The sequence below is a fragment of the Actinorectispora metalli genome (assembly GCF_056323685.1).
This window is the reverse complement of sequence record NZ_JBREYE010000001.1, coordinates 2,553,757-2,574,426: the sequence shown is the minus strand read 5'-3', so window position 1 is coordinate 2,574,426 and position 20,670 is coordinate 2,553,757. Positions and strand designations below refer to the sequence as shown.

The 20,670-nt window shown below is 72.0% G+C and carries 18 protein-coding genes; 7 read left to right on the top strand and 11 right to left on the bottom strand.

The window, feature by feature from the left end:
* Positions 1-28: 28 nt before the first annotated feature.
* Complete coding sequence (locus ACU6XJ_RS12100) at positions 29-1,153, bottom strand: glycosyltransferase (RefSeq protein ID WP_476309864.1); 1,125 nt, start codon at positions 1,151-1,153, stop codon at positions 29-31.
* A 270-nt stretch (positions 1,154-1,423) separates the two neighbouring features.
* Between ACU6XJ_RS12100 and ACU6XJ_RS12095 the strand changes: the two genes are divergently transcribed.
* The 3 genes from ACU6XJ_RS12095 to ACU6XJ_RS12085 all read left to right on the top strand — a co-directional run bounded on the left by ACU6XJ_RS12095 (position 1,424) and on the right by ACU6XJ_RS12085 (position 4,163).
* Complete coding sequence (locus tag ACU6XJ_RS12095) at positions 1,424-1,987, top strand: GNAT family N-acetyltransferase (RefSeq protein ID WP_476309860.1); 564 nt, start codon at positions 1,424-1,426, stop codon at positions 1,985-1,987.
* Between the two features lie 20 nt (positions 1,988-2,007).
* Positions 2,008-3,351, top strand: coding sequence for a glutamate-1-semialdehyde 2,1-aminomutase (locus ACU6XJ_RS12090; RefSeq protein ID WP_476309857.1), 1,344 nt, complete (start codon positions 2,008-2,010; stop codon positions 3,349-3,351).
* A gap of 143 nt (positions 3,352-3,494) precedes the next feature.
* Entirely contained in the window at positions 3,495-4,163 is a 669-nt protein-coding gene (locus ACU6XJ_RS12085; RefSeq protein WP_476309854.1) for a GNAT family N-acetyltransferase, read from the top strand.
* An 8-nt stretch (positions 4,164-4,171) separates the two neighbouring features.
* Here ACU6XJ_RS12085 and ACU6XJ_RS12080 read toward each other — a convergent pair whose 3' ends face one another.
* The gene (locus ACU6XJ_RS12080) at positions 4,172-4,975 is read right to left on the bottom strand and encodes a hypothetical protein (protein ID WP_476313956.1); all 804 of its coding nucleotides are present in this window, start codon (positions 4,973-4,975) and stop codon (positions 4,172-4,174) included.
* 329 nt (positions 4,976-5,304) lie between these two features.
* Complete coding sequence (locus tag ACU6XJ_RS12075; protein WP_476309851.1) at positions 5,305-6,162, bottom strand: hypothetical protein; 858 nt, start codon at positions 6,160-6,162, stop codon at positions 5,305-5,307.
* Between the two features lie 277 nt (positions 6,163-6,439).
* Here ACU6XJ_RS12075 and ACU6XJ_RS12070 point away from each other — a divergent pair, with 277 nt between their 5' ends.
* Genes ACU6XJ_RS12070 through ACU6XJ_RS12055 form a run of 4 tightly spaced genes read left to right on the top strand, consistent with a single transcriptional unit; the run spans position 6,440 to position 11,132 of the window.
* A complete protein-coding gene (locus ACU6XJ_RS12070; protein WP_476309849.1) occupies positions 6,440-7,657 on the top strand; it encodes a S8 family peptidase in 1,218 nt (405 codons plus the stop codon).
* Between the two features lie 54 nt (positions 7,658-7,711).
* Entirely contained in the window at positions 7,712-8,278 is a 567-nt protein-coding gene (locus tag ACU6XJ_RS12065) for an RNA polymerase sigma factor (RefSeq protein WP_476309847.1), read from the top strand.
* Positions 8,275-8,706, top strand: coding sequence for a hypothetical protein (locus tag ACU6XJ_RS12060; RefSeq protein WP_476309845.1), 432 nt, complete (start codon positions 8,275-8,277; stop codon positions 8,704-8,706). The genes ACU6XJ_RS12065 and ACU6XJ_RS12060 overlap by 4 nt, the downstream gene beginning before the upstream one ends.
* A complete protein-coding gene (locus tag ACU6XJ_RS12055; RefSeq protein WP_476309842.1) occupies positions 8,706-11,132 on the top strand; it encodes a CHAT domain-containing protein in 2,427 nt (808 codons plus the stop codon). Before ACU6XJ_RS12060 ends, ACU6XJ_RS12055 begins: the two co-directional genes overlap by 1 nt.
* 3 nt (positions 11,133-11,135) lie before the next feature.
* On the opposite strand, the gene ACU6XJ_RS12050 is transcribed toward ACU6XJ_RS12055, so the two are convergent.
* The 8 genes from ACU6XJ_RS12050 to ACU6XJ_RS12015 are packed head-to-tail and all read right to left on the bottom strand — an operon-like array spanning position 11,136 to position 20,652.
* Complete coding sequence (locus tag ACU6XJ_RS12050) at positions 11,136-11,909, bottom strand: WecB/TagA/CpsF family glycosyltransferase (protein ID WP_476309839.1); 774 nt, start codon at positions 11,907-11,909, stop codon at positions 11,136-11,138.
* A 1-nt stretch (position 11,910) separates the two neighbouring features.
* Complete coding sequence (locus ACU6XJ_RS12045; RefSeq protein ID WP_476309837.1) at positions 11,911-12,996, bottom strand: glycoside hydrolase family 6 protein; 1,086 nt, start codon at positions 12,994-12,996, stop codon at positions 11,911-11,913.
* Positions 12,997-13,046: 50 nt separating this feature from the next.
* Positions 13,047-14,513, bottom strand: coding sequence for an oligosaccharide flippase family protein (locus ACU6XJ_RS12040; protein WP_476309835.1), 1,467 nt, complete (start codon positions 14,511-14,513; stop codon positions 13,047-13,049).
* Positions 14,510-15,337: a glycosyltransferase family 2 protein gene (locus ACU6XJ_RS12035; RefSeq protein ID WP_476309832.1), complete on the bottom strand. Its 828-nt coding sequence runs from the start codon at positions 15,335-15,337 to the stop codon at positions 14,510-14,512. Before ACU6XJ_RS12035 ends, ACU6XJ_RS12040 begins: the two co-directional genes overlap by 4 nt.
* Positions 15,334-16,290: a glycosyltransferase family 2 protein gene (locus ACU6XJ_RS12030; protein WP_476309830.1), complete on the bottom strand. Its 957-nt coding sequence runs from the start codon at positions 16,288-16,290 to the stop codon at positions 15,334-15,336. Before ACU6XJ_RS12030 ends, ACU6XJ_RS12035 begins: the two co-directional genes overlap by 4 nt.
* A complete protein-coding gene (locus tag ACU6XJ_RS12025) occupies positions 16,287-17,660 on the bottom strand; it encodes an O-antigen ligase family protein (protein WP_476309826.1) in 1,374 nt (457 codons plus the stop codon). The genes ACU6XJ_RS12030 and ACU6XJ_RS12025 overlap by 4 nt, the downstream gene beginning before the upstream one ends.
* Complete coding sequence (locus ACU6XJ_RS12020) at positions 17,657-18,481, bottom strand: hypothetical protein (protein ID WP_476309823.1); 825 nt, start codon at positions 18,479-18,481, stop codon at positions 17,657-17,659. The genes ACU6XJ_RS12025 and ACU6XJ_RS12020 overlap by 4 nt, the downstream gene beginning before the upstream one ends.
* 8 nt (positions 18,482-18,489) lie before the next feature.
* Positions 18,490-20,652 carry a glycosyltransferase gene (locus ACU6XJ_RS12015; protein WP_476309821.1) on the bottom strand — a complete coding sequence of 721 codons (2,163 nt, stop codon included), beginning with the start codon at positions 20,650-20,652 and terminating at the stop codon, positions 18,490-18,492.
* Between the last annotated feature and the right edge of the window lie 18 nt (positions 20,653-20,670).

Below are 20,670 nucleotides of genomic sequence, written 5' to 3'. Positions count from 1 at the left end.
GCCGTACGCCATCCAGCGGTCTCTGCGGCTAAAGCACCGCGCGCAGGGCGCCCGCGGTTTTCGCCGGGTCCTGGGCTGCCAGCCAGGGGCGCGGGTCGCCGGTTTCGGGGCGCTCGGTCCAGCGCATGATCGCCTCGGCGGTTTCGGCGGGGGTCTCGGCGGTGATCCATGGCCCCGCCGGGTCGACGGCGTCGGCGAGTGCGGCGGGCACCACCGCGGGCACGCCGTATTCGGTGGCCTCCAGCATCTTCACGCTGATGCCGGTGCTGGCACCGAAGCGCGGCACCACGACGAGGCCGACCTCTCGGTAGAAGTCCGCTTCCCGCTCGATCCAGCCCGCCCGACGCACCCTCGGGTGGTCGGCGAACTCCTCGGTGCCTTTGCCCGCCAGCACGAACTCCACGTCGCTGCCCGCCGCGGCCAGTGCCTCGTGCACCGGTCCGAGCAGGGCGCGCAGCGCGCTGGCGTTGGGTGGCCAGCCCGCCTTGCCGATGAAGCCGACGGTGCGGGGGCGCTCGGCGGCGGGTGCCGCCGTCAGCGGCAGCGGCAGCGTCGCGGCGTTGACCCCCCAGGAGCGCATCACCTCGGCGTCGTTGCGGGACAGGGCGAACACCCGGCGCGCCGAGCGGAGCAGCCTGCGTTCGGCCGGCGGCAGCCGCAGGCCTTCGCCGAGCAGCCGCAGCGGGCGCGGCGCGTGTTCGGCGGCGATCACCGACTCCACGTTGTGCGCGATATGCGCGGCAACCGGCACCTTGGCGGCGGAGGCTGCGACGAGGGCGGGCCAGCCGCTGGTGATCACCGGGCGCCCTTCGGCGCGGCGGCGCACCAGGTCGACAAGCCTTGGCCAGCCGGGGAAGACGGTGAGTTTGCGGGTCAGGTAGGGCTGCGGGCTGATCAGCATGCCGCCCGCGATGCGCAGCAGCGCCGCCCGGTCGCCGCGCACCTCCAGCGGCACCCCGCCCGCCGACTCGCCGTCGAAGCCGTCCTCCCGCCAGCGGCCATCGGGGCCGGTCACTGTGATGAGGTCCACGGTGAGATCCACGTCGCGCAGCGCCGCGAGCACCCGGCGGTCCACCCAGCCACCGCCGCCGAGTGCCCTCCTGCCCGGTGGGTACGGGGCGATCAGGCAGACCTGGGACGGCTGTGCGGACACCGGTCCTCCTCGCTGGGCCGTGCTCTTCGGGTGCGGGGCCACTTTATGGGCCTTGCGTGACAACACCAGAACGGTAACGACACTCGATTGTGTAATGCGGCCGCGATAAACAGTCGGGGCGACACCGGCACCGGCTGACTAGGAGTTCCGCGCAGTGGATGGTCACAGATGACACCATCGGCGATTCTGCGAGCGATTGTCCGACGGATCGCGCCGGAGCACCCGGGTTGGCCCGCCGAACCCGGCCCCATCCTCAGCAATGACCGATTCGTGCGGCTGCGTCCGCCTGTTCCCGGCGACGCCGAGGACTGGGTCCGCCTGGTGTACGCCGATCAGGCCGCGCTGCAACCGTGGTGGCCCACCTCCGACCAATCCTGGGACGCGCGGATCACCGCGACCGCGTGGCGGGAGCGCTGCGGGGCACTGCGTCGGGCCGCGCGCCGCGGCCAGACCGTGCCGTTCGTGGTGCTGGCCGACGATCGCATCGCGGGCGAGTTGGTGATCGACCGCATCGACCGGCCCAACGGCACCGCCGAGATCGGCGGCTGGATCTCCTCCGACTTCCGCGGCACCTCCGTCGGTGCCGTGGCGCTGACCCTCGCCCTGGCCCACGCCTTCGGGCCGGTGGGCCTGCGCCGCATCGTCGCTCCGGTCGGCGTCGGCAACCGCGCGGCGGCGCTGCTGCTGGCCAGGGCCGGATTCCGGCGGGAAGGCCTGCTGCGCAGCCACATGCACGTCGGCGGCCGGTACACCGATCACCAGCTATGGGCGATCCTGGCGGAGGAGCGGTGTGCTTCGGCGTCCGCCGCCCCCGCGCTGGTTGCCGCGAGCTGAGCACCGGGCATGATGTGCCCATGAGCGCAGGTCAGCCGGGTTTCGAGCGGTCGAGTGAACTGCAGTCGCGGCTGCATGAACTCGTGCCGGGCGGTGCGCACACCTACGCCAGGGGCGCCGACCAGTACCCGGAGGGCATGGCGCCGGTGTTGGTGCGCGGCCAGGGCGCTCGGGTCTGGGACGCCGACGGGAACCGGTTCGTCGAGTACGGCATGGGCCTGCGGGCGGTCACCCTGGGCCATGGCTACGCACCGGTGGTCGACGCGGTCCGCGCGGTCCTCGCCGACGGGCTCAGCTTCTCCCGCCCCACCACGTTGGAACTGGCCGCGGCTGAGGACTTCCTTGACCTGGTGACCGGTGCCGAGATGGTGAAGTTCGGCAAGAACGGCTCCGATGCCACCACCGCCGCGGTCCGGCTCGCCAGGGCGGCGACCGGTCGGGACCTCATCGCCCTGTGCGCGGATCAGCCGTTCTTTTCCGTTGACGACTGGTTTATCGGCCAGGTGCCGATGAATGCCGGAATTCCCGAATCCGTTCGGGCTCTCACCGTGTCGTTCCGCTACAACGACCTCGATTCGCTGACCGCGTTGTTCGCGCGACACGACGGCCGGATCGCGGGCGTCGTGCTGGAGGCGGCGACCGCGCTGGCCGAACCGGCGCCGGGCTTCCTGGCGGGGGTCCGCGAACTGTGCGACCGCCACGGCGCGGTGCTGGTGTTCGACGAAATGATCACCGGTTTCCGCTGGTCGGAGCGCGGCGCCCAGGCCGTCTACGGAGTGACCCCCGACCTGTCCTGCTGGGGCAAGGCGATGGGCAACGGCTTCCCCGTCTCCGCGTTGGCGGGCAAGCGCTCGCTGATGGAACTGGGTGGGCTGCGCACCGACGCGCCGCGGACGTTCCTGATGTCCACCACCCACGGGCCGGAGTCGGTCTCGCTGGCCGCCTTCCGCGCGGTGGTGGCGGCCTACCGGGCCGAGGACCCCATCGCGGTGATGGAGCGCCAGGGCACGCGTCTGGCCGAAGGGGTCAACGCGGCGGCGGCGGAGATCGGCGTGCTGGACCGGGTGGCCGCCATCGGCAGGCCGTCCTGCCTGGTCTTCACCAGCAAGGACGCCGAGGGCAAGCCGTCGCAGGCCTTCCGCACGCTGCTGTTGCAGGAGTTGCTCCGCCGCGGCGTCCTCGGCCAGTCGCTGGTGATCTCCGCCGCGCACACCGACGAGGACATCGAGCAGACCGTGGACGCGTTCCGCGGCGCGCTGCTGGTGTACCGCAAGGCACTGGAGGCAGGCTCGGTGGACGGTCTGCTGCACGGCAGGCCGGTGGCGCCCGCGTTGCGCAGCACCGCCGCTCCCCGCCGAATCTGACCCTTCTCCGCCCTGACGCCAACACGCCACAGTTGTGTCGCGGTGATCTCAACGTTCTGCTCGCCCACGCCGTTTATTGGTCGGAATCGTTAAGCAGCCGACCGGAATTGTGCGAGTGTTCGGGCAATGTGGGGTGATGTCGGATGACACCACGGGCGGTGCTGGCCGCGGTCCGCAGGCGAGTGCGTCCGGAACATCCCGGCTGGCCTGCCCGGCTGGGCCCGGTCGCCCGCGGCGGCAGGCTGGTCGCCCTGCGCCCGCCCGAATCCGGCGACGCCGCCGCCTGGACCCGACTGGTCAGGTCCGACCAGCGGTCGCTGGAACCGTGGTGGCCAAGCTCGGATCTTCCTTGGGCACAGCGCATCACGCCCGGCGCGTGGCGTGACCGGTGCGGCGCGCTGCGCAGGTCGGCCCGGCGAGGTTTCGCGCTGCCGTTCGTGATCACCGTGGACGGCAGGCTCGCGGGCGAGTTCGTGCTGGACCGCGTCGACCGCGCGGCGGGCACCGCCGAGGCGGGCTGCTGGGTGGCGGCCGACCTGCGTGGCACCGCGGCCGCGGAGACCTCGCTGCACCTGGTGCTGGACCACGCATTCGGCCCCGCCGGACTGCGCCGGATCATGGCCCCGATCGGCGTCGGCAATGCCGCCGCGACCGCGCTGGTCACCAGGAACGGCTTCCACCATGAGGGATTGATGCGCAGCTACCTGCATGTCGGCGGCCGGTACGCCGACCACGACCTGTGGGCCATCCTCGCCGAGGATCACCGGTCGCGGGCACAGTCCACGGTCACGACCGGCTCCACCGCGGGCTGACCAGCCGCTCAGAACTCGATCAGCACCAGGCTCTGGTCGTCGTGGCACTTCGGGCGGGGCCAGCGGGCACCGTCCGGATCGGACTCCTCGGCCGCGCGGACCTCGTCCAGCACCGCCTGGACACCGTCGCGGCGGGCCAGGTCCAGCACCACCGACCAGTCGGGGTAGATGCCGTAGTCGTCGACCCCGCAGGACACGCCGTCGCTGGCCATCAGCACCGCCCGCACCGCGGAGCGCGGCCACGAGGTGCGCATCGCCTCCCACGCCGCCTCGGGCACCGCCTCGGCGACCCAGAAGCCGCCATCGCGGTTGCGCCAGCCCGCGTAGTGGTCGGAGTTGGCCCGCAACGCGGCGAGGTGCCCCTCACCGAAGCCGCCGCCGTCGCGCAGGCGTTTCCGGTAGCCGCCCGGTTTGCGGGGGATTCTCGCCAGCCGCTCGTCCGCCACGACCTTCGGACCATGCCCGTTGAAGACGACCACCGGGCTGTCGGCCAGCACCAGGATGTCGATCCGGTCCTCGGTCCACCGCAGCAGCGACGCGGTGCTGGACGGCGAATCACCGGGCCGCAGACCGTACTCGGCGGTGACCGCGGCGATCGCGTCGTGCAGCACCTGCGCCAATTCCTGCTCGGGTGAGCGGGGCAGCCGTTCCGCGAGGTCCTCGGCAAGTCTCTCGGCGTACCAGCCCCCGCTGTAGGGCAGCGGGCGGACGCTGGTCGCGCCGTCCAACACGACCACGGCCGAATCCAGCACCACGACCTTGTCTTCCATGGACCGCGCGCCGGGGCGCTGGGCGACTTCGATCTTGGGCAGCACAAGACAAACGTAGCCGGCCAAGGTGAACGGCTGGAATCCGCCGACCGGCGCGGCCCCTCGTCGCGCCGGTCGGCGGTTGTTTGGAGAGCCCCGACGCCGCGGGGGCAGCGCGGCGCCGGAGCTACGCCCCGATCCGCCCGGGCGCGGTCGGACGGATAGGGGGGCTTTGAGGGCGGGCGGGGCGGTGAGGTGCCCCGCCCACCGGGTTACCCGTGTGGGGCCGATGTCGGGCCCTGCATCCACGGGCGGAGCCTGTTGCCTGTCGGTGCCGGATTCGGCGCCTGCCTCAGCGGGCAGGCCAGGCACGGACCCCTGACCGAGGTCGGTTAATCAGGCGAGGTGGCGGGTCGGATCGAGGTGCCCGCGGCACCACCGACCGAGCCACCCTGCGGGGTCATGCACGGCACCGGGGCCGCCAACTCGGGTTGGACGGCGAGGGCCGGGTGCGGACCACCGCGGGTGCCTGTGTTGTCTCCGCCCGCGCTTGCCGAAGCCGAGGGGGCAGGCAACGGCGGGAGCGGGGCGAATGGTTCGGGCAGCGGTCGCTGCGGCGCCTGCTGGTCGGCACCCTGCCGCCGCGGCACGGCCTTGAACGCCTTGCCGCGCGGGTGCTTGACCGAGTGCAGCGCCTTCTCCTGGTGGATCACGGACAGTGCCTGCTCGGCGGTGACCGCCGCCGCCAACGCGGCGGAGTCGACGCCAAGGCCTTTCGCGATATCGGCAGGCACGGCCGCGGGCTCGCCGTCCGCCGCTGCCAGGCCCATCGGCGACTGCGGGCCGATTTCACCCGTCCCCATGTCCGTCGCGGACTGCGGCATCGGACGCTCGGACGCGGGCGTCGCGGGCAGCAGTTGGGGCGGGACCACGAAGGCCAACGTGCCGATGGCCGTGTCCGGCACCGCGGTCACCTGCTCGCTCAGCAGGTAGCCCGCGGGCCCGGCGGGTTGGGTCGACGTCGATACGGTGTCGCCCAGCACGGGACCGCGGAGCAGTGTGGTCGCCGGGCACGGGCTCAGCCCGGGCAGACCGATCTCCGGGACGCTCCCGCCGCACCCCTCGTCGGCGGCGGCGGCAGACGTCCCGGTCAGCCAGGCGGCCGCGGCGAAACCCCCGACCAGGGCGGCCTTCACCGCGACAGCACGCAGCCGAATTCGGCTGCCGCGCACCGCCACGGTGTCGCGCACCGCGATCACCAACCCTTTACCTAGCCTGCTCGTACAACCGACCTTTCCACCGAGCGCGGAACGAAACCCGGTACGAATGGTCGCGATTCCATAACGGTAGTCCTGGCCTGCGGTATTCGGAGCCTCTTGAGTGCTAACCACCCGTAAGGCGCCCTTGGTGCCACCATCCGGGTTGAGGTGATCACGTTCCGTCCACGTCACCCCTCCGGGTGAGTTGCACGCGTGTCGCCCCCCGCTTGTCCGCCCAGGCATACCCCGACTGCTGCACAGTACGTTTATGCAGGTAGGGGGAGAGAGCTACACGCTGACCGAGCTGGTCGACGGCTGGCGCCGCTACGCGGCCGACCTCGCCGTGTACGACCCCGGCGGCGCGGCCGAATGTGTGATCAGGCCCGGTGAGCTGATCGTCTCCGCGGAGTCGCTCCAGCCCGCCACCGCCCACCTCGACCGGTGGCTTGACGGGGTGGAGACCTTCGAGGATCTGCGACTGGCCCGACTCCGGCTGCGGCCCGCGGAGAAGGACCGGGCCGTGGAGATCGCCGCCGACGCGGGCGCGGCCTGTGACGGCCTGGTCGCGGCCAACTACGTCCACCTCGGCTCGCCGATCGTGTTGGGCACCCCGATCGGGCTCGGCACGGGCTCTATCGCGGGCGACGCCGACGCGCCGCCCGCGCCCGCCGACGAGCACTGGGACCCGCCGGTCACGGTGGCCGTGCTGGACACCGGTCTGGACGCCCACCCGTGGTTCGCGGGCCGGGAGTGGTTCTCGGCGTGGGGCCACGCGCCAGAGGTGCTGGACGCCGACGACGGTTCCGGCCAGGACCGGCAGGCGGGCCACGGCACGTTCGTGACCGGCGTGCTGCTCCAGCGGGCACCGGGCGTGTCGGTCCTGCACCGGCGGGTGCTGTCCTCGCTGGGCTTCACCGACGACCTGACCATTACCGCGGGCCTGCGCAGGCTGCGGCACACCGCTGAGTCCCGCGGCGAACGCATCGACGTGGTGCTGCTGACCTCGGGCTGCCACACCGCCGACGATCGCTGCCCCGCCACGCTGCGCGCCGAACTCGGCCACCACGGCAACACGGTGGTGGTGGCGTCGGCGGGCAACCACGGTTCCAGCCGCCCGTTCTGGCCCGCGGCCCTGCCGCAGGTCTGCGCCGTCGGCGCGACCGACCCGGACGGCGGCCTCGCTTCCTTCTCCGCCCGCGGCGGGTGGGTGGACGCCGCCGCGCCGGGCGTGGACGTGGTGAGCAGCTTCGTGCGGCTGCAATCCGGCGAGGGCAGCACACCGGACACCGAGCACCGCGAGTACACATTCGCCCGGTGGAGTGGCACCTCCTTCGCCGCCCCGCAGGTGGCAGGCGCCGTGGCCTGCGGACTCCGCGCAGGTCAGAACCCCACCGCGGCCCGTGCGAACGCCGAGATGGAGTACCGGCTGCCGATGATCACCCAACGTCCACCTTCGGGGGACAAGATCCCCGCCATGGAGCGCTGACAGCGCTTTCCCACTCCAAGTCCCGTCTTGGCGGTGCGGGCGGAGGAGGTACGGGTGACCGGGGAAGAGCTGACCGAGTTGGTCAGACGAGCCGAGGTCAGGGACGAGTTGGCGTGGCGGCGGATCGTGGACACCTTCGGCGACCTGGTGTGGGCGGTCACCCGCTCCGCGGGGTTGACCGGTTCCGACGCCGAGGACGTGGTCCAGGCGACCTGGCTGAAGCTGGCCGAGAAGGTGGGCACGCTGGCCGATCCGCCCCGCCTCGCCGCCTGGCTGGTCACCACCACCCGCCGCGAGGCGCAACGGGTGCACGCCGCATCCCGGCGCGAGCTCGACCTCGATCCCGGCCCGGCCCCGGCCGGGGTCGACCCGATGCATCCCGAGCACCAGATCCTGCAGGCCGAGCGGGACGCGCAGCTGTGGGGAGCGTTCGCCCGACTTCCTGAGCGGTGCCGCATCCTGCTCAGGGTGCTGGCCGAGTCACCCCCGTGGAGTTACGGGCAGGTGAGCAGCGCCTTGGGCATGCCCGTCGGCAGCATCGGACCGACCCGGTCGCGCTGTCTGCGCAAGCTCAAGGAGAACTGGCTGACCGCCACCGGGTTCGAGGAGGCGGCTGGATGACCGATCCGACCCTGGCGGCGCTGGCCGAGCTGTTCCGCCGCCGCGACCCTATGCCCGCTCATGTACGCCAAGCCGCGCTGCTGGCTCCGAGCGTGGTCGACGCCCTGGCAGGTCCTGGCCCGCTGGAACTGGTCGCCACTCCCGCGGTGGCGCTGCGCGAGACCGCGAGCCGCCTGCTGACCTTCGCGGGCGACGGCGTCTCGGTTGAGTTGGAGGTCCACCGGCTGGACGACCGTACGGTTCGCATCGCCGGGATCGCCGTCCCGCGGACCGTGTCCGTCGTGCTGCAACACCCGTCCGCGTCGGTCCGCGCCGCACTGGATTCCGCGGGCGCCTTCCAGGTGGAGTCCTTCATCCGCGGTCCGTGGCGGCTGCTGGTGCTGGTGCCGGGCGGTGGCCCGCTGGCGGGCGAGTGGACGGTGGCGTGATGGACCTGCAGGACTTCGCGGTCGCCGCACCGGAGCACCTACTGCTCAGCGCGGCGACCGCGTTGAGCGGCGGCACGGAGGACCGGCTCGGGCTGGAGCACGCCATGTGCACCGCCCACATCGAACGCGGCGACCTCGGCACGGCGGGCGAGATCGCCGAGGCCTCGCTCGGCAAGGCGCTGGCACAGGGCGACCACGTCACCGCGGACCGGCTGCGCCGCCTGCTGGCCTGGGTCCGGCTGGAGCAGGGCGACCCGGAGGCCTGCCGCGCACTGCTGACGCCAAGGTCCGAGATCACCACCGACGTCGACCGGGTGCTGGCGGACTGTCTGGAGGGCATCAGCTGGTGGTCCTCCGGTGTCCACGCCAGGGCGGTGGCCGAGCTGACACCGCTGATCCCGAAGCTGGAACGGCTGGGCGAAACGCGCTGGCTGGCCAACGCCCTCAACGCCAGGGGCCTGTCTCGCTGCTACCTCGGCGAGTTCGCCGCCGCGGACGCGGATCTGGCCGCCGCCGAGAACGCGTTGCGCCGCACCGACGCCACCGCGCGCCTGCCGTTGTTGCTGCACAACCGCGGCTGGATCGCGTTGATGCACGGCCACATCCCCCGTGCCCTGGCGTGTTTCGACGCGGCCATCCGCAGCGGCCTCGACCCCGCGGTCCATCCCGAGGCGCTGCTGGACCGCGCCGCGGCGTTGAACCTCGGTGGACTGCTCGGCGAGGCCCGCCGCGAGCTGCGCACGGCCGTCGACCTGCTGGCGCGGCAGGGCAAGTCGGCGGCGCTCGCCGAGGCCACGCTCACGGCAGCCCACTGCGCCCTGCTCGCCGGGGATGCCTGGCAGGCGGGCGACCTGGCGGCGGCAGCCGAGGACCTGTTCCGGGAGCAGCGCAGGGCGGGCTGGCTCGCCCTGGCGACCGCCCGTCGGCTCCAGGCCGAACACGCGGCCGGTCGCGGGAGCGATGTGGAGGCAGCGGCCGCGGCGTGCGAACTGCACGGCTGGCTGGTGCCCGCCATGGAGCTTCGGTTGGCGGGCGGCACGGTCGCGGCGTTGAAGGCGGCCGCCCGGTGGCGCGGGAACGGCACCGCGCAAGCCAAGGTGCTGACCGAGGTGGCGAAAGCGCGGTTGGCCAAGCTGGCAGGTGATCGTTCGGCGCTGCTCGCCGCGTGCCGCCGCGGTGTCCGGCTGCTGGCGGGCACCGCAGGCCTCGGACTGCCGGTGGGCTCGCTCACCGCCCTGACCCGGGAGCCCGTTGAGCTGGCCTTGGCGGAGAACCGTCCTGCTGCTGTCTTGCGGTGGGTCGATAAGGCACGGGCACTGTCGTTGGCCACCCCGCACGTGCTGCCACCAGAGGACCCGGAGCTGGCCGCCGAGCTGGCGGAGCTGCGCTCGCTCACCGCGACCCCATACGGTTCGTCGCCGCGGGCGGCGCGGTTGGAACGACTGATCCGCACCAGAACCACCCGCCCATCGGCTCTCGGCGGCGAAGCCATCTCCCTCGGCACGCTGACCACCGCTCTGAACGGCCGCATACTGATCTCGCCGTTTATCCACAACGACCTGTTGATGGCTGTGACGGTTGTGGACAACCGCGCCGAGACCCATGAGATCGGGAAGTTCGCCCGAATCTCGGCGGGTCTTTCCGGTCTGGCTTTCGCGCTGCGCAACCGAATGCGTGGCGGTTGCGCAGCGGCGGCTTTCCCCGACCTGGCCGCGACGGTCGATTCGATGGTGCTCGGCCCGCTGTGGCGGCGGATCGGTGACCGTGGCGTGGTGCTCGCGGCGCCCCCGGAATTGCACGCCGTCCCGTGGTCGGCCCTGCCGTCCTGCCGGAGCCGACCGGTGACGGTGAGCCCATCGGTGGCGCACTGGCTGAAAGCCCAGCGCCGCGGGCCGACCGGTGGGCGGAAGATCTGGGTGGCGGGACCTCGGCTCACCCACGCCGCCGAGGAGGTCACCGCACTCCAGCGCGACCACGGCGGCGAACTGATACCAGCCGAATCGTCCACTGTGGACTGTGTGCTGGCGGCGCTGGAGGGCGCCGAGTTGGCGCATATCGCCGCCCATGGCCACTTCCGCGAGGACCAGCCCATGTTCTCCAGCCTGGAGTTGGCGGACGGCCCGCTGTTCGGCTACGACCTCCAACGGATCGCCACCGCGCCGCGCATCGTGGTGTTCTCGGCGTGCGAGGCGGGCAGATCGGGCTCCCAGCCGGGCCAGCAGCTCATGGGCCTGACCGCGGCCCTGCTGACCGGCGGCACGGCGACCCTGATCGCGGGCGTCGCCCCGGTGTCGGACGAGGCCACGGCCGCGGTGATGCGCCGATTCCACGCGGCACGGGCGGCAGGCGCCGCACCCGCCCAAGCGATCGCCACCGCGCAGAACGCCCACGACGAGCACGGCTTCGTCTGCTTCGGCTCAGGTTGACGGTCAGGAGGCGGAACGGGTGCGGAGGCGGTGCAGGGCCGAGGAACCGATGACGCGGAGCAGGATCGGGGCCGCGCTGACGTAGCGCCACAGAAGACGGCGGGGTTCCTTGACGATGCGGTACAGCCATTCGATGCCGTTGCGCTGCCAGAATTCCGGGGCCCTGGTCTGCACGCCCGCGATGAAGTCGATGGCGGCACCGACGCAGACCGCGACCCCGGGACCGGTCCGGCCCGCGGTCTTGGCGGCGAAAAGCTCCTGCTTGGGGGCGCCCAGCCCGTAGAAGACCAGGCCCGCCCCGGAGGCGGTGATGCGCTCGCACAGCGCCGCCGTGGCCTCGGTGTCCGTGTCGAAGCCGAGCGGCGGCGAGTCGATCAAGGCCACCCGCAGGCCGGGGTGGCGTTCGGTGAGCCGGGCGGCGGCCACCTCGGCGGCGTTGTCCCGGCCGCCCACCAGTGCCACCGGGATGTCCTCGCGGGCGGCGGCCGCGCACAGCGCCGGGAACAGGTCCGCGCCGGTCACCCGGCCTGCCACGGACGCCCCGCGCAGCCGCATCGCGAGCACCAGCGGCCAGCCGTCGGGCAGCACCAGCGCGGCGTCGCGGTAGGCGGCGGCGAACTCCGGGTCGCGCCGCAGCAGGTCGAGGTGCTGCGCGTTCGGCGTGACGACCACCTGGCGGTCGCCACCGGTGGCCCGCGCCAGCGCGAGAATCCGCTGTAGAGCCTGGTCGAAGTCCAGGTCGTGAACGGCGGCGGGACCAACCTGGACTACCGGCACCTCATCCTCCAAGCATCGACGCCGCGAGGTCTGGGACGAACTCGCCGGAGGCAGAACCTAGCGCGGCCCCGCAGTCGCCGTCGGATTCACCCGGCTTCTTCACCCAGAGCAACGCATCCACCCCGCGCGGTCCCCCGACCTGGGGGTTGCCGCCGATGCGGCGACCGGGCGGGTTGCACCAGGTGCCGTCGGAGCCGTTGCCGTTGCGGCTCACGTCCACCAGGAACCCTGAGGTGATGTTGTGCCGTCGCTGAAGTTCCTGCTGGACGCGCTGGCCGTAGAGGGTGGCGGCCTCGGTGGTGTTGAAGTTGGAGACATTCACCGCGAAGCCGCGGGCGTTCTTCACCCCGGCCCCGGCCAGCCGCTCGGCCATCACCGACGGCGGGGTGAAGCGGCCGTCGCTGCCGTCCAGGTAGACCCAGGTCTTCGGGGCGCCGGTGCCCAGCGCGGCGACGGCGTCGGACAGCATGTCGAGCCGCTCCTCCCGCGCCTGGGTGGACAGGCAGGGCAGGTGGATCAGCGAGTCGGGCTCCAGGATCAGCACCGCGGGCCGGTCGCCGACACCCGCGGCGACCTCACGGGCCCACGCCTTGTACTCGGCGGGGGTGCCCACCCCGCCCGAGGAGTGCTGGCCGCAGTCGCGGTGCGGGAGGTTGTAGCCGACAACGACGGGTAGCTGATTCTTGGCCGCGGCGCCGCTGACGTACTCGTTGATGGCCTGCTTGACCTGCCCGTTCCAGCTGTCGAACCACTTGGCCATCGGCTTGTTCGCGATCAGCTGGGCGATCCGGGGGGCTCGCGGGTCACCGGTGTTCTTCCGGACCCACTGCGCCACGTTCGTGGTGGGGTCGACGTAGAAGCCCTTGGTGACGGCGTAGGGACTGTAGGGCGCGGGGGCGGCCTGGGCCGGACTGCTCACGGTGGTGGGCGATGTGGTCGGCACGGTCGGAGTCGCGGTCTGTGACTGCGGCGCCAGCAGCTGGAGTTCGTGCAGGTCTTCGGCCTGTTTGTGCGCGGCGTCGTGACAGCCGACGGCCAGCAACGGGACGAGTAGCGACAGCCCCACCAGTCTTCGTGTTCTGGTCAAGAGCCATCATCCTCTCGTCCACCGGTGCCTGCTGGCAGCGCTAAGGAACTTTATGCAGGCTGTTTGACCGTTTCAATAACCGGTTCGCCCGAAGTGAGAGCGGCTTCCACTCGGTGCCTGAGTCGAAGGTAGCCAAAAGCCACCACCAGGGCCGTAAACAACCCGCCGAGAACGATCGTGAGTACCGGACTGAGCGACAGTGCGCGCAGGCCAAGAAGTGTCACTGCGGTGAGTAATCCCAGGACCAACGGGAACGCACAGCTCCGGCTGATCACTCGGAGATGGATCTCCGCCCGCCGCAGTCCCCAGGCGTGGGCGGGCAGGGCCACGAACACCGCGACGGCGGCCTGCGCCCAGCCAACACCCGGCAGACCCCACCACATCGCGGCCAGCACGGTGGTAGGCACCAGCGCGATCAGCCACATGGCCTGCAGCAGCACCGAGGACAGCACCGAGCCCACCGCCACCAGCAGGTTGAACACCAGTTCGGCCAGCACCCTGGCCATCGCCGCGACCGCGAGCCCCGCCAGCACGGTGGCCGCGGGCGCCCAGGCCTGCCCGTACAGCACGATCACGATCGGATGGGCGAGTACGGCGAGCGCGGCGCAGCCCGGCAAGGTCGCCGCGGCCACTAAGCCGACCACCCCGCCCGCGGCCTTGTCCAGGTCAGCCCCCGACTCCCTGGCCCGGGAGAAGGTGGCCAGTGCTATTCGCTCCACTGTGGTGGAGATGACCGAGACCGGCCAGTTCGCCACGTTGTTCGCCAGGTACAGAAAGCCCAGCGCGGTGACGCCCAGCATGCTGCCGGTCGCCACCTGCGGGGTGCTCTGCAACAACACCAGCAGCAGGGCCGAGGCCACCACCGTGACGCCGTAGCGGGACACCTCGCCGAAGTAGCGCTTGTCGAAGCCGAACCGCGGTAGCTGCCCGGTCAGGATCAGCAGCAGCACCACGACCAGCAGCGTGCCCGACACGTGGCCGATCGCCAGCGACCACGCGCCGAAGCCGAGGAACGCCAGCAGGCCGGTGAGCAGCAGGTTCAGCACCGTGCCCGAGAGGTCGGCGACCAACCGCCGCGCCTGGCGAAGCTCCCTGGTGAGCAACGCGCCGGGCACGGCGGCGAAGCCGTCCAGCAGCGCGTTGGCCGACAGCAGCCGCACGATGTCGGTGGCGTCGGGGCTGCCCAGCGCCGAGGCCAGCAGCGGTGCGGCGAGCAGACAGGCACCGAACGCGACGACACCGCCGATGACCGACACCGTCCACGCCGTGGGCAGCAGGGCCCGCACATCGCCCTTGCGCCGCACCACGGCGGCGGCCGCGCCGAGGTCGTTGAAGGTCAGCAGCAGGTTCTGCACCACCAGCGCGGTGGCGTAGATGCCGAATTCGTGCGGGACGAGCAACCTGGCCAGGACCACGCCGAGCAGGAACGTGCCGAGCCTGGACAGCAGCGTGTTCAGCAGGCTCAGACCGAGCCCGCGGCGGAAGCGTCCGCCCAGCCCGGTCTCGGTATCGGTCACGCCTCAGCCGCCAATGCCGCTTGGCCCCATTCCGTGAAGTAACTGCCGGAGTGCACCACATAATCCACCGTCACCGCGGGCAACGCGGCGACGGTCAGTATCCCGGACAACCGGTGCACCATCTCCCAGTCCTCCCGGGGATGTACCCACCGCGGCCGCGCCCATGGGTCGAACCGCAGCTCACGACACCGCCGAACCACAACGGCATTCACGTCGACCCAGGCCTCGTCACGGTGGGCACGCCGACTGAACGGTTTTTCCAGGACATCCAGTTCCGTGCCGTCGGAGCGCAACCTCCGCACCGCTGTGTATACGAGTCCGGCGCCCGTCCGACTCATTCCAGCCAGCGCCTGCTCGAGGTGATCGGGTCGCCAGGTGTTGTCGTCGTCGAGAAAAGCGACAAAAGGCGAGCGGGACAGCCGGATCGCCACATTCCGGGCCAGCCCGGGGCTGCCGTGGTTGCGGCTCAACCGCAACACCGTCAGCCGGGTGTCCTCGGGCAGTCCGTCGGTCTCGCCGCCCCCGTCGTCCACCACGATCACCGCGACGTCCCGCACGGTCTGCGCCAGTGCGCTGCGCACGGCCGCGGCCAGCGTCTCCTGCCTGCGATAGGTGGGCATCACGACCGCGACGGTGGCCGAGGGCAGTGCAGGCAGCCCCGCCGCGAGACCGGTCGCCTCGGCGTCCTCGGCGGCTCGGGCGGCGGCCCGCTCGGCCGCGAACTTCAGCGCCCACCAGCGCTCGCCGATGACGTAGCGGCCAACACAGCGGCGCAGCGCGTCCTTCACCGGACGCGGCAGCAACGCGTAGTCGCGCGCGCTCACCGTCGGCCACCTCCCAACGCCGACACCGCGATCCGACGGCGGAAGTCCTCGCCCGCGGCCGGATTCGTTGGCTCTCCCCGCAACAATGCCCTACGCCCTGACCACAGCGCGGCCAGTGCCGCGCGATGTGTGCCACGGCATAGCGGCAGCCGCAGCAGCGAGCCCGCCACCAGCGCCGACCACACCCCGACCGCGGCCAGCTGGCCGTCCCAGCGGGCGGCGTGCACGACCTTGTTGGTGCTCAGCTGCGCCCACAGGGCAGGCGATGACGTGACCTCGCCGCCGCGGTGCACGGCCCGCGCCGCGGGCACCCGCCGGACCCGCCAGCCCGCGTCGGTGACGCGTCGGCAGTAGTCGACCTCCTCGGAGTACAGGAACAGGTCCTCCCGCCACGGCCCGATCCGACGCCGCACCCCGGCGGGCACCAGCAGCACCGCGCCGTTGGCCCAGTCCGCCTCCCCGGCGGTCGCGGGCAGCCGCTCGCCCAACGCCTCGAACCGGCCTGCCCTGCCACCGAGCAGCGCCTCACCCCAGGCCCGCAGCACGGTCGGCCTGCGCCGCAGGGTCGGTTCGGGCGTGCCGCCCCCATCCGTCACGACGGGAACGGCGATGCCGACCGAATCGTCCTGGCAGGCTGCGAGCAGCGCGGCCACCGAGCCGGGCGCCAACCGGACGTCGGCGTTGAGCACCAGCAGCGCGTCATCAGGTTCGGCGTGGGCGGCCGCGGCGTTGATGCCCGCGGCATAGCCGAGGTTGCCGCCGGTACTCACCACCGTCGCGGGCAGGTCGCCTGTCAGCGACTCGGCCACCGCCACGGTGTCATCGGCGGAGGCGTTGTCGGCGATCACCAATCTCCACCGCGCAACGCCCTCCAGCGCCGCGGGCAGGCTCGCCAGCAGACCCGGCAGCTCGGCAGCCGAGTTGTAGGTCACCACCGCGATCAGCAACGTCAACTCGGTTCCTCCACGATGGTGCGTGCGCCGACGGAACGTCCGGGCAGCGCCTGTGCCGCAACCGCTCCCGCCAGCCCGACCAGCAGGAAGGTGAATCCTTCGAACTGGGGGAACGCCAAGGCGTCGAAGGTACCGAAGCTGACCGCGCACACCGTCAGGCCGGTGCCCACCGCCCACGCGGCATCCCGCACCACCGGGAACTCGCGGCGCCGCGCCGGGATCACGCCGTGTCCCCGCCAGACCCGCGACATCAACGCGATCGGCACCACCAGCACCGCCAGCAGCACGCCAAGCCCGAGCAGCCCCGACTCGACGATGGTGAGCAGGTACTGGTTGTCCAGGAACGGTTGCGGCGGTGCGTGATAGGTGCCGAAGCCCTGCCCGGCCAGCGGCGCTTTGAGCAGTCGCTGGAAGACGAACTCGTAGTCGGCGAGCCTGGCCTGCACGCTGGAGTCCTTGCTGGAACCCAGCACCGTCTTGTTCAGCACCTCGACCAGCCGGGGTTCGATCAGCCCGAACACGAGGGTGCCCAGCAGGGCGCAGAACATCGCCAGCAGCCAGGTGACCAGCCCGATCCGCGGCAGCAACAGCACTCCGACGATGGCCATGCCCAACAGGCCGGTGCGGGAGATGGTGGCCAGCGCCCCGGCGACCAGCACCAGCGCGCAGATCCACCAGAGCACCCGGTGCTTGGCGTAGCGGGCGAGGTGCAGGCACAGCGGCAGGCCTGCCGCGCAGATCGCGGCGAGTTCGATGGGGTGGTTGGCGAAACCCATCGCCCGTTCCAGGCCGCCGCGACCGAGGTCGGCGTCCCCGAGGCCCTGCACCTCAAGACCCGGCAGCGCGGTCAGCGCCCGCGCGTCGAAGCCGACGAACTGGAGTGCCGCGGCACCTGCGGACAGGGTGGCCGCGAGCACCACCGCGCCGATCACGGTGCGCAGCGCCGCGGGCCCCTCCACCGCGTCACAGGCCAGCAGACCAACGCCGAAGGCCAGCACCAACAGCAGCGTCGCTCTGTCCCCGTTGGACAGCAGCGCGTCCGGCACCCCGCCCGCCAGCGCGAGCGCGTTGGCGGCGGCCAGCACGGCGAGGGTGGTGAGCATGACGGTGCGCACCGGGTTGCGGGTGCGGCGCAGGCCGAAGCCGCCGCCGAGGCGGGCCACCAGCCACCACAGCGCGGCGCCGCCCGCGATCATCCTGGCGGGCGTGACCGAGCCGCCGACGCCCGCCACCACGTTGTTCTGCGGCAGCGCCAGCAGCAGCGCGAACAGGGCGAGCACGAGCTGCGGTGAGATCCGGAGCGCGGGCAGGCTGAGCAGCCTCGGTGGCGGCTCGGCGGTTCTGGCATGCCCTGGACGCGCCAGGGTCACTTCTGCTCCGGTTCGCTGTCGGCCTTGGCGGCGATGGGCATCTGCAGCGTAGGGGACTCATCGGCCGGTCGCTGCACCTTCTCGGTGGCGGGAGGCTGGGTGCGCTGCTGGTGCGCGGCCTTCCTGCGCGGCACCGCGGCCGGACCAACGGCCGGGAAGGTGCCGGTGTCGGTGATGCCGGGTCGCCTGCCCAGCGGCGGGCGCGGCCGCAGCGGCATCTCCTTGCGGAGCCTGCCCTGGTCGTAGATCACCACCGCGAGCACCAGCAGCACCAGCCCCAGCGCGCCGCCCAGCCCGATGGCCCGCAGCTGCGCGGCCCTGGTGGTGGCGGTGGTCTCGGGCGGAAGCACATCGGTGAGCACCAACTGCTGGTTGCGCGGCACCCCGGCCTGGTCCTGCCGCTGGCGGAGCTCGTCACGGGCCCGCTGTAACACGATCTGCCCGGTGCGCACGACTTCTTCGCGGTCGTTTCCGGTCACCAGCAGGGTGATGAACGGGCTCTCCGGGTCCAGCGCCCCGCCCTCGTTGGTCGCCTCGACCTCGGCGGTGGCGCCCCTGGCGACCAGCTCTTCCTTGGTCTGCGGCGCGGTCAGCACCCGCACCACCAGCGAAGCCGCCTGGCCCTGGGCCTTGTCCACCACGGCGTAGGGGTTCTGCCCGTCGTTGCCCGCCTGCCGGATCACCAGCGCCTCGGCGTTGGCCCGGTGCTGCTGCGGGACGATGAAGGCGAGCGAGCCGAGCACGATGGCCAGCACGGCGGCGAGCACCACGGTCAGTCCCCAGCGCCGCCGCAGTACCCGCAGGATTTCCAGTGCGTCCATGTACGTGCCTACTCCTGCTTGACGATCCTGCGGGCGCCATCAACGGCCGCTCGGGCCACATTGCGGGCCATCGGCAACGCGTTGGCGCGAAACCATGGGCGCAACGCCATCATCGCGCGCACCTGCTCCCGCCTGCCCAGCGGCGAGTGCAGCACGGCACGCAGGTACCAGCCCGCTTCCTCCACATTGGGCAGCACGAGCTTGCGGTTGTCGGTGCGCTGCGTCCGGTACCAGTCCCGCGACGATACCGACTGGGTCAACCGGTGATCATGCAGCCGGTGCAGCAGCAGTTCCTCGTTGACCTCGGCGAACGGACCGTGCAACGCGAGCTCGGCGATCAGGATGCGGTCGTTGTTCTTCACCGGCGGCAGCAGCTGGGTGCGCAGCAGCACCTCGCGCCGGACGATGCCGTAGCAGTGATAGTTCTCATGCTCAAGGCCGATCAAATCGGCCAGCCGGACCACCGGGTCGGGGTCGGCGGTGCGGCACGGGTTGCGCCAGGAGCCGATCACCGTGCCGTCGGAGTCGATCTGCTTGGCCGCGGAGAAGGCCAGCACCGCCTCCGGCCGGTCGGCCAGCGCCTTGACCAGCAGGTGCAGCCGCTTGGGCTCGTAGCAGTCGTCGGCGGCGGCCCACATGAACAGCGGGCTGCCCACTTCGTGCACCAGCCGGTTGTGGTTGGCCGTCACGCCGACGTTGTGCGGGCGGCGCAGATAGCGCACCCGCTTGTCGGACTTCTGGAGCTCGCGGCAGATCTCCTCGGTGGAGTCCGTCGAGCAGTTGTCGGCGATCCACAGTTCGAAGTCGACATCCTGCTGCGCCAGCAGGGTGCCGAGGGCCTCGGCCAGATAGGGCTCGCCGTTGTAGACCGGAAGACCCACCGCCAGCGGAGCCGAGGTACCCCGCGCCAGCGTCGGCGCTGAGCGGGCGGACTGGTTGACCTTGACGTTGCTGTTCACCTGGACTCCCGTGCGGACAAGCTGACCAGACTTCTCCGCTATCGCCGGCAGCGCCTCTTTCGTGACACCTGGCGGCAAGGGTAGTACTCCAATTGGCGCAACCTCGCGTGGCTCCGGTTCGGCCAGCACCCAACGCCGTCCGGCCGCCTCCACCTCGGGCAGCGCTTCCCGCACCTCCGACAGCAGGTCGGGCAGGAACAGCAGCACCTCGTCCGGCCGCTCCGCCAGCAGCTGGGCGGGCGAGACCACCGGGATCCCGCTGCCGGGCATCCGCCGTCCCTGTTTGGCGGCGGCCGCGTCGGCGATGGCGGGCAGCACCTCCGGGCCCACCCCGGCCCGACAGAGCAGCGCGACGGCCCTGGAGGCAGCGCCGTAGCCCAGCACCTTCCGGCCCTGTCGATAGGCGTCGATCAGCCAGCGCGCCAACGCCTCCGCGCTGCGCTCGGCGGCCTGGGACAGCTCCCGCACGCCCGCGGGCGCCATCAGCCCGGCGGCGGCATCCGCGGCGAGCAGACGCCGCACCGTCTCGTCCGGCGCGCCGCCCGCGGTCGCCGCCAGCAGCACCGTTCCGCCGTAGAGGTCGAATTCCCAGGCCGTGGTCGGCACCAGTCCGTGCTCGGCGAGCATGCCGGTGAGCGCGGCGGTCGAGTAATAGGCGTAGTGCCCGTGGCGCAGCGCGTTCCACTGTCCACACCGGACGATCGTGGCCAGCGGGTGGTACTGGAGCAGCAGCACCCCGGCCGGTGCCAGTCGCGCGACCCGCTCGGCGAGCGCGGCGGCCTGGTCGGGGGCGTGCATCAGACCGAAGCAGTCCAGCACGACCTCGGCGGGTTCCCGCTCGGCGGCGGGGAACAGCCCCAACTCGGACAGCGGCTTGAGCCAGGAGCCCCCGTGCGGGCTGCCGTACTCGGCCACCACCGCTCCCGCGGGCAGCAGCCCGGCCGCAGCGGCCAGCGCGACGGCCTGCTCGGCCTGCCGCACCAGCGCCAGCGGCTCGGCGCCGCGCGGCTCCTCGGCCACCGTCGGGTCCTCCACAAGCTGCGCCAGGCCGCAGCCCGCGCACAGCCAGAGCCGCAGCGGATGCACCGGGTCGGGCCCGGGATCGGCGGCGTCGGGGAAGTCGTCACAGGCAGGCTGCCTGCCCAGGTCGAGCACCACCTGGCCGCGCCCGCCCCGGCAGAAGCGGCAGGCCACCCCGGTCGCCGCGCTCATCGGGGCACCCGCAGGATG

Bases quoted from the DNA above. Each gene is read 5' to 3' on its own strand.
- ACU6XJ_RS12055 (WP_476309842.1), top strand. From the start codon at position 8,706: ATGGACCTGCAGGACTTCGCGGTCGCCGCACCGGAGCACCTACTGCTC.
- ACU6XJ_RS12060 (WP_476309845.1), top strand. From the start codon at position 8,275: ATGACCGATCCGACCCTGGCGGCGCTGGCCGAGCTGTTCCGCCGCCGC.
- ACU6XJ_RS12020 (WP_476309823.1), bottom strand. From the start codon at position 18,481: ATGGACGCACTGGAAATCCTGCGGGTACTGCGGCGGCGCTGGGGACTG.
- ACU6XJ_RS12085 (WP_476309854.1), top strand. From the start codon at position 3,495: ATGACACCACGGGCGGTGCTGGCCGCGGTCCGCAGGCGAGTGCGTCCG.
- ACU6XJ_RS12015 (WP_476309821.1), bottom strand. From the start codon at position 20,652: ATGAGCGCGGCGACCGGGGTGGCCTGCCGCTTCTGCCGGGGCGGGCGC.
- ACU6XJ_RS12090 (WP_476309857.1), top strand. From the start codon at position 2,008: ATGAGCGCAGGTCAGCCGGGTTTCGAGCGGTCGAGTGAACTGCAGTCG.
- ACU6XJ_RS12070 (WP_476309849.1), top strand. From the start codon at position 6,440: ATGCAGGTAGGGGGAGAGAGCTACACGCTGACCGAGCTGGTCGACGGC.